The 13,550-nt window shown below is 64.2% G+C and carries 14 protein-coding genes; 10 read left to right on the plus strand and 4 right to left on the minus strand.

The window, feature by feature from the left end; all coding sequences use genetic code 11:
- Positions 1–13 precede the first annotated feature (13 nt).
- Positions 14–1,330: a TRAP transporter large permease gene (locus tag PVW49_RS15895; protein ID WP_048535969.1), complete on the minus strand. Its 1,317-nt coding sequence runs from the start codon at positions 1,328–1,330 to the stop codon at positions 14–16.
- Positions 1,327–1,878 carry a TRAP transporter small permease gene (locus tag PVW49_RS15900; protein WP_274591019.1) on the minus strand — a complete coding sequence of 184 codons (552 nt, stop codon included), beginning with the start codon at positions 1,876–1,878 and terminating at the stop codon, positions 1,327–1,329. Before PVW49_RS15900 ends, PVW49_RS15895 begins: the two co-directional genes overlap by 4 nt.
- A 182-nt stretch (positions 1,879–2,060) precedes the next feature.
- On the opposite strand from PVW49_RS15900, the gene PVW49_RS15905 reads away from it, so the two are divergent.
- The 3 genes from PVW49_RS15905 to PVW49_RS15915 all read left to right on the plus strand — a co-directional run bounded on the left by PVW49_RS15905 (position 2,061) and on the right by PVW49_RS15915 (position 4,869).
- Entirely contained in the window at positions 2,061–3,140 is a 1,080-nt protein-coding gene (locus PVW49_RS15905; protein ID WP_274591020.1) for a C4-dicarboxylate TRAP transporter substrate-binding protein, read from the plus strand.
- A gap of 131 nt (positions 3,141–3,271) precedes the next feature.
- Positions 3,272–4,063 (plus strand): hypothetical protein, encoded by a 792-nt coding sequence (locus tag PVW49_RS15910; protein WP_274591021.1) that lies wholly within the window; start codon positions 3,272–3,274, stop codon positions 4,061–4,063.
- Entirely contained in the window at positions 4,060–4,869 is an 810-nt protein-coding gene (locus PVW49_RS15915; protein ID WP_274591022.1) for an alpha/beta fold hydrolase, read from the plus strand. Before PVW49_RS15910 ends, PVW49_RS15915 begins: the two co-directional genes overlap by 4 nt.
- Here the strand turns inward: PVW49_RS15915 and PVW49_RS15920 are convergent.
- Entirely contained in the window at positions 4,839–5,477 is a 639-nt protein-coding gene (locus PVW49_RS15920) for a glutathione S-transferase family protein (RefSeq protein ID WP_074838279.1), read from the minus strand. The two genes, PVW49_RS15915 and PVW49_RS15920, sit on opposite strands and share 31 nt — an antisense overlap.
- 168 nt (positions 5,478–5,645) lie before the next feature.
- On the opposite strand from PVW49_RS15920, the gene PVW49_RS15925 reads away from it, so the two are divergent.
- Together PVW49_RS15925 and PVW49_RS15930 are read left to right on the plus strand one after the other, a co-directional pair.
- Positions 5,646–6,269: a TetR/AcrR family transcriptional regulator gene (locus PVW49_RS15925; RefSeq protein ID WP_048535979.1), complete on the plus strand. Its 624-nt coding sequence runs from the start codon at positions 5,646–5,648 to the stop codon at positions 6,267–6,269.
- A complete protein-coding gene (locus PVW49_RS15930) occupies positions 6,266–6,904 on the plus strand; it encodes a glutathione S-transferase family protein (protein ID WP_074838277.1) in 639 nt (212 codons plus the stop codon). Before PVW49_RS15925 ends, PVW49_RS15930 begins: the two co-directional genes overlap by 4 nt.
- 122 nt (positions 6,905–7,026) lie before the next feature.
- Here PVW49_RS15930 and PVW49_RS15935 read toward each other — a convergent pair whose 3' ends face one another.
- Positions 7,027–8,037 carry a nuclear transport factor 2 family protein gene (locus PVW49_RS15935; RefSeq protein WP_274591023.1) on the minus strand — a complete coding sequence of 337 codons (1,011 nt, stop codon included), beginning with the start codon at positions 8,035–8,037 and terminating at the stop codon, positions 7,027–7,029.
- Between the two features lie 138 nt (positions 8,038–8,175).
- Between PVW49_RS15935 and PVW49_RS15940 the strand changes: the two genes are divergently transcribed.
- The 5 genes from PVW49_RS15940 to PVW49_RS15960 all read left to right on the plus strand — a co-directional run bounded on the left by PVW49_RS15940 (position 8,176) and on the right by PVW49_RS15960 (position 13,450).
- Complete coding sequence (locus tag PVW49_RS15940; protein WP_074838271.1) at positions 8,176–9,222, plus strand: ABC transporter ATP-binding protein; 1,047 nt, start codon at positions 8,176–8,178, stop codon at positions 9,220–9,222.
- A gap of 78 nt (positions 9,223–9,300) precedes the next feature.
- On the plus strand, positions 9,301–10,509 hold the full coding sequence (locus tag PVW49_RS15945) for an ABC transporter substrate-binding protein (RefSeq protein WP_274591024.1): 1,209 nt from the start codon (positions 9,301–9,303) through the stop codon (positions 10,507–10,509).
- 78 nt (positions 10,510–10,587) lie between these two features.
- Entirely contained in the window at positions 10,588–11,610 is a 1,023-nt protein-coding gene (locus PVW49_RS15950; protein WP_048535986.1) for a carbohydrate ABC transporter permease, read from the plus strand.
- Position 11,611: 1 nt separating this feature from the next.
- Positions 11,612–12,769 (plus strand): carbohydrate ABC transporter permease, encoded by a 1,158-nt coding sequence (locus PVW49_RS15955; RefSeq protein ID WP_274563983.1) that lies wholly within the window; start codon positions 11,612–11,614, stop codon positions 12,767–12,769.
- Between the two features lie 129 nt (positions 12,770–12,898).
- Positions 12,899–13,450 carry an ester cyclase gene (locus tag PVW49_RS15960; RefSeq protein ID WP_074838262.1) on the plus strand — a complete coding sequence of 184 codons (552 nt, stop codon included), beginning with the start codon at positions 12,899–12,901 and terminating at the stop codon, positions 13,448–13,450.
- Positions 13,451–13,550: the final 100 nt, after the last annotated feature.

Consider the following 13,550-nt stretch of genomic DNA (forward strand, 5'->3'; position numbering starts at 1 on the left):
CCCAGCCCGCCAGTCACATGAAGGTATAGGGCAGCCAGGTGCTAAGCTCGGGCCAGACCAGCACCATGATCGCCACGCCGAGGATCAGGATCCAGAAGGGGATGGCGCCGCGGAAGATGTCGCCCAGCGTGACCCCGGCATCGGGCACCGCCGCCTTGACGGTAAAGACGAGTATGCCGAACGGCGGCGTCAGCAGCCCGGCCTCGATCACCAGGATGCCAAAGATCGCGAAGGCCAGCGGATCGACTCCCAGGGTGGTGGCGACCGGAGCAAAGATCGGCACGGTCAGCAGGATGATCGAGGTCGAATCGATGAACATGCCGAGCAGCACCCAGACGGTGAAGATGATCGCTAGCACCACTGCCGGGTTCTCGCTGACCGAAAACAGCAGGTCGGTGATCACCTGTGTCGCGCCGCCCATGGCGAGGAAACGGGAATACATCGACGCCGCGATCAGCAGGATCATGATCGGCGCGGTGGTCCGCCCGGCGCTATAGATCGCCTCGAGCACGTCGTGACGGGTCATCCCCTTGGCCAGCCCCAACAGGAAGGCGCCCATGGTACCGAAGCCGGCGGCCTCGGTCGGGGTCAGGAAACCGCCCCAGATGCCCCCGATCACCACGCCGATCAGACCGAGGATCGCCAACCCGCCCATCGATTGCCGGCGCAGCTCGGCCGGGTCGGCCTCGGTAACGCTGGGGGCGGGCATCATCGGCGCGCAGCCGGGGTTGCGGATGGCGTAGATCACGCAATAGCCGCAAAAGGCCACGGCGAGGATCAGCCCGGGGATCAGCCCGGCGATGAACAGCGCGCCGATCGATTGCTCGGTCAGAACCGCCCAGACGATCATCAGGATCGACGGCGGGATCAGCATGCCGAGACAGGCGCTGCCCGCCACCGTGCCGAGCGAGAACCGCTTGTCATAGCCCAGCGCCACCATCTCGGGATAGGCGATGCGCGAGAAGGTGGCGGCGGCGGCGATCGAGACGCCGGTGATCGCCGCAAAGACCGCGTTGCCGGCCACGGTGGCGACGCCAAGACAGCCCGGCAACCGGCGAAAGGCCCGGTTGCAGAGCGCATAAAGATCGTTGGCCGAGCCGGATCGGCTGACGAAATCGCCCATCAGCACGAACAGGGGAATGATGATGAACACATCCTTGCGCAGCGCCTCGTAGGCGGTGGTGCTGAGGATCGACAGCCCGATGTCGAGGCTGCCCATCATCCAGTAGACGCCGACAAAGCTGACCGTGCCGAGCGCCACCGCGAGGTGCACGCCGAGCAGGATGAAAAGCATGAGCAGGCCGAGTACGCCGAAGATGGTGAGGGTCATGTCAGGTCTGCTCCGGTCAGGGGTTTGGCGGTGGGGGCGGGCACCGGTTGCGCTGCGGGCAGATCGCTGTCGCCGTTCCGGCCGCGCAGATCCGCGATCAGCACCGAAACATAGGCCAGCGCCGCAAAGGCGCAGGTGCCCACCAGCAGGAAGCGCACCGGCCAGGTATAGATGCGCATGGCGCCCTCGCCTTCGTATTCACCGAGGCGCACGGCGGTCAGGGCCAAGGGCAGCGAGGCATAGGCAATCGCCGCAAAGAGCGCCGCACCCAGAAGCCAAGCGATGATTCGCAACGCCTGGGCGCCGCGCGGACCGAGGTGATCGAGCACCAGCGTGGTGCGCAGCATCGAGCCGGAATAGACCGCCAGCGGAAGCTGGAGAAAGGTCACCGCGATGACCGAATTTTGCAGGATTTCCTTGGTGCCCGCGATCGGATGCAGGAACAGCGTGCGCCCCAGAACATCGGCGATAATCAGCAAGGCCAGCAAGAAGACCCACCCAGCCGAGAGCACGTGCGCCCATCGCGCAATTGCCAGTTGTTGTCTCATCACTCCTCCTCAGTGCTGATCTGCCGGTCAGCGTAGGGGCTGCGTTATCGTTCCGCAACATTTTTGTTTATCGATTGATAATTTAATGTATCAAGGAGACATCGCCGTGATTCAGACGGGCGCAAATCCGCGTGACCCGGCTGCAAGGACACGGCACAATCTCTCAAGGGAGGAGACCCATCATGAGATCAGCAACAAAGACCTTCGGGCGAATCGTCGGCGCGGCACTGGGCCTGACGCTTCTGGCCACCACGGCCCAGGCCGACCGCTTCACCTTTCGCATCGGCTCGGGCCATCCCAAGGGCCCGGCGCCCTATGTCACCACAATGTCGGATTTCTTTGTTTCCGAGGTCAAACGCCGGGCGGCCGAGGAAACCGATCACTCCGTCAACTTCATCGAATCCTATGGCGGCGGCATTGCTGGGGTGTCGGAAACGCTCGAGGCGGTGCAGCAGGGGCTGCTCGACTTCGGCGGTTACTGCGTCTGCTTCGAGCCGTCGAACCTCTATCTGCACAACTTCCCCTATTTCGAGCCGTTCGGCCCGCAGGCCTCGTCCGATGCCATCGCCGCGGTGCGCGTGGTCTATGACAAGAACCCCTGGCTGAGCGAGGTCTTCGAGGCGGAGTTCGGCCAGCAGTTGCTGGGCCTCGGCGCCTGGGACAACTACCACCTCGGCACCAAGGAGGAATGGTCGCAGGTTTCCGATCTCAAGGGGGTCAAGATCGGTGGCGCGGGACCGAACCTGCCGTGGCTGGAATATGCCGGCGCGGTGCCGGTGCAATCGAGCCTGCCAGAAGGCTACATGGCGCTGAAGACCGGCGTTTATGACGGCTGGCTGATGACGCCGGCGGGTTACAACGGCTTCAAGTACTATGAGCCGGCGCCCTATTATACGCTGATCGGCTATGGCGCGATGCCGGTGGTCGTGCTCACGATGAATGCCAGGAAGATGGCCAGCCTGCCCGACGACCTGCGCCAGATCATCGAAGAGGTCGGTATGGAATGGGAGACCCGCAACGGCAAGGCGATGGACGACAGCCAGGCCGCCGGCCTGGCGGCGCTGCGCGAAAACGGTGCGGTGATCACCGAATTGCCCGAAGAGGTGCGCACCGAATGGGCGCAGAGCCTGGCCGAATTCCCGCGCAAGAGCGCCAAGGAAGCCGACAGCCGCGGCATGCCCGGCACCAAGGTGATGCAGGACTTCATCGACGCCTCCAAGGCGGCAGGCCACGTCTGGCCGGTGGAATACGACCTGCACTGAATCCCACCTCGGCGCCTATCAGGTTTTCTGATGGGCGCCGCGCATTTATATAATTTCATATGTTTGGCCCTCTGCCTTTAGCCTCGGTGCCAGGAGGTCGCAGCAGCCTCCGCCTTGTGGAGGAGGCCGCCATGAAACTCGGATATCTTTTCATCCCGCCCGCTGGTGGGCAGAGCCGCCGCCCGGGCCACGCCGCCGCCATGCGCGCGCCTCTCGCCAAGGCTCTGGGGTTCTCGGAATTCTATGCGCCGCTCACCCCGTCGGAAGACACCCCGGGGCCGCATGCCACCGAGCGGCAGAGCCTGCTGCACATCCTGCCCAATCCACCGGAGCAACTGCGCCCGCAGCTGGTGCTGGTCGATGGCCAGAGCCGCGACCGGGGCCGCCCGGCCCCCGGCCCGGTGGCGGCACCGGTGAGCCATGCGGCGCAAGCTCGGATGCACTCGGCGCGCGGCCGAGCGCCTCTTTCGGTGAGCTGGAGTGATACTGACATGCTGGCGCGGCACTGGGCCGCGCATGTCACCGGCTGCACCCATGCCGGCCGCTGCGCCCGGCCGCAGGATTGGCGCGTCGCCCGCACCGTCATCGTCGATCCCGATGCGGCCCGGGCCGAAGCCACCGCCAAGCACCCCGACAGCCCCTGCCGGGCCTACTACCGTGCCTCGCTGGGCGAGAATGCCAGCGACACCGAGGTCGATGCGCGGATCGATGCCTGCGTGCTCTATGGCACGCCGGCCACGGTGTTGGCTCGCCTGCACGAGATGACGCAGGTCTCGGCGTCTTTCGGCACGCTCACCTTTGTCGATCATGACTGGCCCGACGTCGCCCGCGCGCGGCAATCGATGCGGCTTTTTGCCGAAACACTGCTCACGACCCACCACTCACAGACCCAACGCAACATCAGAAAGCTCGAATTCGCATGACCCATCAGACGCTATTTTCCACCGTGTCCGGCCCGGAAGACGCTCCGGCGCTTCTGCTGCTCAACAGCCTGGGCGCCACCCATGCCATGTGGGACGCGCAGCTGCCGCTGCTCGAGAGCTTCTACCGGGTGATCCGCTGCGACACTCGTGGCCACGGGCAAAGCCCGACGCCGCCCTCGCCCTACAGCTTTGACGAGATCGTCGATGACGCGCTGGCGGTGCTCGACACGCATGGGATCGAGACGGCCAGCGTCATGGGGCTGTCGCTGGGCGGCATGACCGCGCTTGGCATGGGGCTCAAGGCGCCCGAGCGGATCGACCGTCTGGTCTGCTGCGCCGCCCGCTCTGACGCGCCGCAGCCATTCGTGCAGAGCTGGCACGACCGGCTGGCCAAAATGGAGGCGGGCGGCATCGAGGCAGTCTGGTCCGGCACCGTCGGTTTCTGGCTCTCGGAAGACAGCCGCCGCGATTTCCCCGACCGCGAGGCGGCGCTGCGCGACGGCTTCCTGAAGACCACCGAAGAGGGCTATCGCGGCTGCGCCCATGCGCTGATGCGGCTCGACTACCTGCGCCACATGGGCGAGATGCAGGTGCCCGTGCTGTTTGTCGCGGGCGAGAATGACGGCGGCGCCACGCCCGACACCATGCGCGCCATGGCCGAGGCCTGCCCGGGATCGGACTTCACCGTCGTGCCCGGCGCGAAACACGTGATCAACGTCGACCGCCCCGACGATTTCGCCGTGGCAGTGGCCGATTTCCTCGATCTCGACGACGATCAGTCGGTGGCGGGCCGCAAGCTGGCATAGGAGGCCATGACGGTGGTGCGATAGGCCTCGCGCTGCCCCAGCCGGTCGTAATATTCGGCCAGCGCGGGCAGGGCGGGGCGATCGAACTCCATAGTATAGTAACGATAGAGCGCCGAGCCCACCGGAATATCACCCATGCTCAGACGGTCGCCGGCCACGTAAGGCTGATCCGAGAGCCGCTTTTCCAGCACCTCGAACTGCCTGGTCAGCGCCGCGATGGCCGCGTCGCGCCTGGCCGGATCGCGTTGCGACCGGGGCAGGCGGACAAGCTGATAGAAGAGCGCGATGAAATCGGCGTAGGCGTTGTTCTGAAACCATTCCATCCACATGTCGGCGCGGCCGATGTCGGCCGGGTGATTGCCCGCCAGGGCGCCATCGCCATAGGCCTGCGCCAGATATCGCACCACGGCATTGGATTCCCAGATCACCAGATCGCCATCCTGCAAGGTCGGAACCTTGCGCATCGGGTTCATCGCCACGTAGTCGCTGGTGTCGAGCCCGCCAAAGGCACCGCCGGCGTCAAGCCGCTCATAGTCAAGCCCGAGCTCTTCGAGCGCCCAAAGAACCTTTTGCACGTTGACCGATGTTTTCCGTCCCCAAAGCCGCATGTCGGGTGCCTCCTGTGTGCCTTTCTTATTTATCGCACGATAAATGTCTGGACTGCAAGCGCGGAATGCTTTCTGTTAGGGCGTGACACATTCGAATCCGGCGGAGCCAAGGTGCCCACACACAAGCGAACCCAATCGTCCGATGCCCCCGCGCCGCCCCGGCGGCGCATGTCCCCGGAGGACCGCAAGGAGGCGATCGTCTCGGCGGCGGTCGAGCTGTTTGCCGAGAACGGTTTCGACGGCAGCACCCGCGATCTGGCGCGCGGTGCCGGGATCACCCAACCGCTGCTCTATCGCTACTTTCCGAGCAAGGAGAGCCTGATCGAGGCGGTCTACGCCAGCGTCTTTCTGAAGAGCTGGGACCCGGCCTGGGACGACATCCTGAAGGACCGCGACCTTTCGGTGCGCGACCGGTTCCAGCGGTTCTACTCGGCCTATACCGAAACCATCTTTCAGCCGGTCTGGATGCGGCTCTGGCATTTCGCCTCGCTGCGTGACGCTGAGGTTTATGGCTGGTACCGCGAGGTCGTGCAGGAACAGATCCTCAAGCCGCTGGTGCGCGAACGCCGGATCGAGCTGGGCCACAATCCGGGGTTTGCGGTGTCGCCGGCCGAGCTCGAGGCGCCCTGGCTGCTGCACGGCGGCCTGCTGAACTACGGTCTGCGCCAGCAGGTGACGGGGCAGGCCGACCGCGATGCACGCGACTCCATGATCCGGCAGGCGCTCGAGATGTACATGCTTTTCACCGCCGCGCAGACCCCCGAGACTGGCCCAACAAAGGACCCCCGATGATCGATCTTTATACCTGGACCACGCCCAACGGCCGCAAGGTCTCCATCCTGCTCGAAGAGCTGGGGGTGCCCTATACCGTCAAGCCGATCAACATTTCCAAGGACGAGCAATTCGCCCCGGATTTCCTCAAGATCTCCCCCAACAACCGTATCCCGGCCATGGTCGATCACGAGACCGGCGTCGCGCTGATGGAAAGCGGCGCGATCATGCTTTACCTCGCGGCCAAATACGACCGTTTCCAGGTCGCGGGGGACGAGTATTGGCACATGATGGAATGGCTGATGTGGCAGATGGGCGGCCTCGGCCCGATGCTGGGCCAGGCGCATCACTTCCTGAAATACAACCCCGGCAAGGCGCTTTATGCCGAAGACCGCTATGCCACCGAGGCGCGGCGTCTCTACAAGGTGCTGAACACCCGGCTCGCGGGGCGCGATTATGTGGTGGGCACGGGCACCGGCAGCTATACGATCGCGGACATGGCGATGTGGCCCTGGGTCTCGCGGCACGATTTCCACCAGGTCGAGCTGTCGGACTATCCCGATGTGCAGCGATGGTATCGCCACATCCGTGACCGCCCGGCGGTCCAGCGCGGCTATCATATCCCGAAGTTCGTGCAGGATATTCCCGAAGGCTGACCCTCGCGGTTCCGTGAGGGTCTCGGCGGGCAGGTGACGGCGCGGCCCCATTTGGCGATGCCGCGAAATGCGCCGGTATCCGCGATGGCCCGCGTTCACGGGTCGAAGGCGCCGAATCCAGCTTATGTTAAATCCCGGCCCGCCAGCCGAGTGCACCGGTCGAGGATGTCGACGCCCTGGGATTTCCAGAAATGTAGCAGATCGATGAACACCCAATTCTCGGCGAGCTTATCGCCGGCGCGGCGGTAGATATCGATCACGCGGAACGGCCCCGGTTTGCCGGTGGCCGGCATGCCCATGAAGCCGCCCGTAGGTTCGGCGGTAAAGTTCGGCCAGCCGAAAAAGCCACCGTAATGGCCCTCGGACACCCGGGCGACATGGCGGGTCTTGGAGCGATTGGTAAACCCGGCGCGAAAGGGGCCGGAATGCTGGCGGGCATACCGCGCGATGGTATAGGTCGCGCCTATACCTGCCGGGCCCCACCAGATCATGTCGTCGGCCCAGGTGCGGGCCAGTTCCTCTTCCAGCGGCATCCCGCCCTGCCATTGACCGAGATCGCCGATCATGGCGTCGATCAACGCCTGCGTGCGATCACCCCGCGCCGCCGGCTGCGGATCAAAGAGCAGCCCGTCATGGGTCTGCGGCCCGGGCTGCACCAGATGCGCCCCGGTTTGCGGCGGAAAGGGCTGAAGCCCCGCCTGAAGCATCAGATGCGGAATGTCGAAATACATCGCGGTCTCGACGATCCGGCCCGTCTCGACGCGATGAAAGGCGGCGTATCGCAGAAAGGCCATGCGGCCGGTGGGCGGAATGCCAAGCCACGGCTGGTCGAACAACCCCATCAGATGGCCCATCGAGACAACCCAGCGTCCGCTGCCGTCGGGCAGGCGGTTTTCGCCGGCAAAGAAAATGTCGACGCGGTTCTGCATTCGGCTCAGGGCCTGGCGCAGCGGCAACCAGAAGCGACGGGCCACCGCCTCGGGCCCGGTGATTTCGTCAAACGGGTGATATCCCCGCCAGCTCAGCTCAGCGGCGCAGTACTGCGATTCGATCTCGGCCAGCGCCGCCGCAGGGGCGTTTTCCTGTGCCGCGTAATAGTCTCGAACCAAGTCCTTCTCGGCTTGAAAACTCATCTTTCCTCCTTTGCCTCAATGGCTTGATCCGCAGCTTGCAGGGTTTTCGCATACGTTTGCAAAAAGATCTTGCCAGATGTGGGGCGCTGCGTCTATCGTTTTTGCAAACGTATGCAAAACTCACTCAGGGAGCCCAGGATGGCCGAGATACAGCTTCGCAACGTCGGCAAGCGCTGGGGCAGTTTTGTTGGGGTGCAAAACTTCGACCTGACCATCGCCGACCGCGAGTTTCTGGTTCTGCTCGGTCCTTCGGGCTGCGGCAAGACCACGACGATGCGGATGATTGCGGGGCTTGAGGACGTCACCGACGGCGACATCCTGATCGATGGCCAGGTGGTCAACGATCTCGAACCGAAAGACCGCGACGTGGCCATGGTTTTCCAGAGCTATGCGCTTTATCCCAACATGAACGTCTATGAAAACATCCGCTTCCCGCTCAAGGTGCGCAAGGTGCCCGAGGGCGAGCATGACGACCGGGTGCGCCGTGCCTCGGCGATGGTCGAACTGGACGACTTCCTGCATCGCAAACCTTCCGAGCTCTCCGGCGGTCAGCGCCAGCGGGTGGCGCTGGCGCGCGCCATCGTGCGCGAGCCCAATGTCTTTCTGATGGACGAACCACTTTCCAACCTCGATGCCAAGCTCCGGGTCTCGACCCGGGCGCAGATCAAGAACCTCAGTCACGAGCTGGCGGTGACCACGATCTATGTCACCCATGACCAGATCGAGGCGATGACCCTGGCCGACCGGGTGGTGGTGATGAAACATGGCGTGGTGCAGCAGGTCGGAAGCCCGACCGAGATCTACGATGCGCCGGCCAATACCTTTGTCGCCAGCTTCATCGGAAGCCCGGCGATGAACCTGATCGACGGCAAGATCGAGAACGGCACCTTTGCCGCGCAGCACACCCGCATCGAGGGCCTGGCCCTGCCCGATGGCCCTGTGACCCTGGGCTTTCGCGCCGAAGATGCCTCCCTTTCCGACAGCGGCCAGATCACCGCGCCGATCTACACGCTCGAACTGCTGGGCGATGCAACGATGATTTCGGTGCGGATCGGCGGCGCGCTGGTCAGCGTCAAGGCCGACAAGAGCTTTCGCGCCGAGATCGACGATATGGTCACGATCTCGGTGCCGCCCGAGATTTGCCACCTCTTCGAAGCTGGAAGCGGTGAGCGCATCGGGGCCTGAGCCCCGCCAACGCCTCGGAACAGGGGCAAAGACCGGTCCGGACGTCGACGGCGGACCGCATATAACAGGGAGACCACGATGAACCTCAAACCCCTCATGCTCGCCGGCGCGATCGGGCTTGCCGCCACGGCGGCCAGCGCCGAATGCGCCTTTGAAAACGACGTGCCGCTGAAATCGCTTTCGGCCGGTTTCGAAGCCTGGAAGGCCGTGACCGACGCGATGGCCGAATGCGGCAATTTCTCGGCCTCGCTCGATCAGGAGTTTCGCGAGAAACAGCCCGAGGCCTTTGCCGCAGACCCGTCGCTCTATCACATCGGCGGGGTCGCCAATGCGACGCTGATCCCGCTGCTCAACGCCGGATCGGTTCGCCCGCTCGATGATCTGGTGGCAGACTACGGCAGCCAACTGACGCCGAACCAGCTGATCAAGATCGACGGTCAGACCATGGCCGTGGCGATGATGGTCAACGCCCAGCACCTCATGTACCGCGAGGACATCCTGAACGACCTCGGTATCGCGGTGCCGACCACTTATGACGAGGTGCTGGCCGCCGCAGAAGAGATCCGCGCGGCCGGGGTAGTGGACTACCCGCTCGGCGGCACCTTCAAGACCGGCTGGAACCTCGGCGAAGAGTTCATCAACATGTACCTCGGCGAAGGTGGCCAGTTCACCGGCGACGGCAACATGCCGACGATCAACAATGAAAAGGGCGTGCGTGCGCTCGAGGTCATGAAAGCGATGACCGAGTATATGGACCCGGAATACCTGGTGTCGGATTCCACCTATGTCCAGCAGCAGTTCCAGCAGGGCAAGATCGCCATAGCCAACCTCTGGGCCAGCCGCGCCGGCGCGATGGATGACGAAGCCGAGAGCCAGGTGGTGGGCAAGGTCAAGATGGCCGCCGCCCCGATGGGCTCGGAACGCCCGGCCTCGTCGCTGTGGTGGGATGGCATCGTGATCGCCACCAACATCAGCGACGAAGAGGCCGAGGCCGCCTTTCGTGTGGCGATGGAGGGCATGGACGCAGAGACCGTCCAGGCCAACAATGACGCCGCCGTCTGGCTTGTGTCCGGCTACACCCCCGGCCCGCTCGCCATGGGCGCGGCCGCCACCGCAGAAGCCGGCGCCGCACCCTACCCGGCCTCGGGGCCGATGGGCATCATGCACACCGTCCTGGGCAATGGCATCGCCGATTATCTGACCGGTGCCAAGGATGCGGAGACCACGCTGGCCGATATCGAAACGGCCTATGTCACCGCCGCCAAGGAATCCGGGCTGATCGAATAACCACCGCCTGCGGGAGGGCTGCCTGCCCTCCCGCCCCCGCCTCCCCCTCGCTCTCAGGATCATGAGGAAGACCGAGACATGCCTTTCCGGACCTTCGCCATCTTTGTCGGCCCCTCGGTCTTCATGATGCTCCTGTTCATCGCCTTTCCGCTGGTGAGCGTCTTCAGCCAGAGTTTCTATGTCACCCAGCCGATCTACGAGGTGGTGACCTCGGAAACCTGCACCCCCGGCTTCATCGCCCAGACCTGCGTCACCGAAGAGAAATCGGTGCCGGTGCTGGACGAGGACGGCGAGATCGTGACCCGCACCCGTTTTGTCGGGCTCGAGAGCTACCGCAACGTTCTCGAACTCGGCCGCGCCTGGGACGCGCTCAGCCAGGGCAGCTGGCGCGCCTTTCAGGCGATCGATTTCTGGAAGGCCCTTCGCTTTACCCTCAGCTTCACCTTGATCACCCTGCCGCTGGTGATCGGCCTCGGGCTGGCGATCGCGGTGGTCATCAACAATGCCGCACGGGCGATCCGCGGACCGGTGATCTTTGTTTCGCTGCTGCCGTTCATCATCACGCCGGTGATCGGCGCGCTTTCGATCAACTGGCTGTTCCGCGGTGACGGCATCCTGACGGCGGCGCTGGAACATTACACCGGCCGCGACATCGCGATGTTCGCCCAGGCGTGGACCATCGAGATCCTGATGATGTTCTACCGCGTCTGGCACGTGGCGCCCTTTGCTGCCATCGTGCTCTATGCTGGGCTTCAGACGGTCAACCAGGATGCGCTGGAAAGCGCGCTGATCGATGGCGCCACCCGCTGGCAACGGCTGCGCTATGTGGTGATCCCGCATCTGATGCCGCTGATCGTCTTTATCGCCATGATCCACCTGATGGACAGCTACCGGGTGTTCGAAGAGGTGGTGGGCTTTTCCTCCCAGGGCCATGTGATCTCGCTGCAATGGCTTACCTACGATTTCCTGGTGCCCGACCAGGCCGGCAACCGCTCGATCAGCCGCGCCTCGGCCTCGGCCATGCTGACCATGATCGGCATCGTGATCCTGCTGATTGCCCCGCTGCGCCGCACCTGGCGCGACCACAGAGGAGGCCGCTGACATGTCGACCCCACGCGCCCTGCGCCAACCGCTGAGCCTGCGCATCACCTCGGGCGCCTTCCTTGCCCTCTGGTGCCTGATTGCCGCCTTCCCGATCTTCTGGATCACGGTGATGAGCTTCAAAACCCCGGTCGATGCCTTCGACGCCAACCCGCTGAACGTGATCTTCGGCCCCGCGACCCGGGCCCGCGGCCACGGGCTGTCGCTCTTTGACATCGTCATGGGCGGGGCTGTGCTCTGGGTTACCGTCCAGCTTGCCGCCAAGGCGCTGCCCGGCATGGTGCGCAGCTACAGCCCGCAAGGGCGGCAATGGATGGGCTGGGGGATCGGCATGCTGGCGCTGGCGCTGGGCTTTCTCACCGTCTTCTTCGGCCTGCTGCCGCTGCTCTCGGATCTGTTGAACCCGGTGCTTGGTCCGCTGGGCCGCGACGTGCTCGGCCTGACAACCGAGCATTACGAGACCGTCTGGATCGACCGCGGCTTTTCCAACAACTTCAAGAATTCGCTGGTGGTGACGGCGGGTGTGGTCACGGTCTCGCTCACCGTGGGCACACTGGCAGGCTACGGGCTGGCGCGCTCGGGCTCGGTGCTGGCCTTCTGGATCCTGATCATCGCGCTGGTGTTCCGCGCCCTGCCGCATTCGGTGCTGGTGGCGGGTTATCTGCCGGTGTTCATCTCCTCGGCCGAATGGCTCTCGCCGATCCTCGGCGACAACGCCCCGACCCTCTATGGCAAGCCCTGGGCGGTGATCGCGGTGCTGGTGGCGATCAACCAGCCCTTCACCATCTGGATGCTGCGCAGCTTCTTTCAGAACATTCCGGCTGAGCTTGACGAGGCCGCCCGCGTCGACGGTTGCAATCACTTCCAAGCCTTCCGCCGGGTGATCATGCCGGTGATGTGGCCGGGGGTCATCACTACCGGGCTGTTCTCCTTCCTGCTGGCCTACAATGACTTTCTGGTGACCTCGCTGCTGCTCGATGCGCAGAACCAGACCATGGTTCCCGCCATCGCCGGCATGTTCAACCGCGAGACCACCACCACCGACCAGGTTGTCGCCGTCGCCGCCGCGGTCTCGATCACCGCACCGTTGTTCTTCCTTGTCATGGTGTTCCAGCGCCAGATCGTCAGCGGGCTCACCGCCGGGGCGGTGAAAGGATGAGCGCGCAATCCCGTCACGGTGCCCTGGCCCGCCATCCGGCGCTCAACCGGATGCCCCGTGATTTCCTGGAGTCCCTGTCGTTTCGCACCAAAGGCAACGACACATGGACATTTTGAAAGGAGACAGTCGATGAAAGGCACACGACCCGAACAGGCGATCCTGACCCGCGACACCGACATGAGCAAGACCGACGAGACCCGCCGGGTGATCGAAAGCATGGTTGACGGGCTCAATGACCACCGCATCGACGACATTGGCGCATTTTTCGCCGAGGGCTTTCGTTGGATGGGCAATCAGGGCTGCGGCACCAAGCAGGGGCTCAAGGCGTTTCAGGACAATTGGCAGCGGCCGTTTCAGGCGGCGTTTTCCGACAAGGTCTGCATCGACGAGGCGCGGCTTTACATGGGGGAATGGGCGGCCGCCTTCGGCCGTCAGGAGGCGACGCATACGGGTACCTTCCTCGGCATCGCCCCCACCGGCAAGCGGGTGGAGATCCGCTACATGGATTTCTGGAAGGTCGAGGACGGCAAGATCACCGACAATTGGGTGAACGTGGATTTCGCCCATGTCGCCGCGCAGCTCGGTGTCGACCTGTTCAATGGTCAGGGCTGGGAGGCCTATGACCGCGGCGAGCGTGAAGCGCCCCGGCCAGAGACAGAGACAACCGCGTCCCGGGCCTGACCCGGGACCTCACAGACAGCAGGGCCCCGGATCAGCTCCGGGGCGGGAGAGTGACAGATGACCATCGAATATCTCAAACGCGGCAAGCCGGAGGCCGACC

Origin of the sequence: Marinovum sp. PR37 (assembly GCF_028807375.1) — a bacterium.
In the GTDB taxonomy this organism is placed as follows: domain Bacteria; phylum Pseudomonadota; class Alphaproteobacteria; order Rhodobacterales; family Rhodobacteraceae; genus Marinovum; species Marinovum algicola.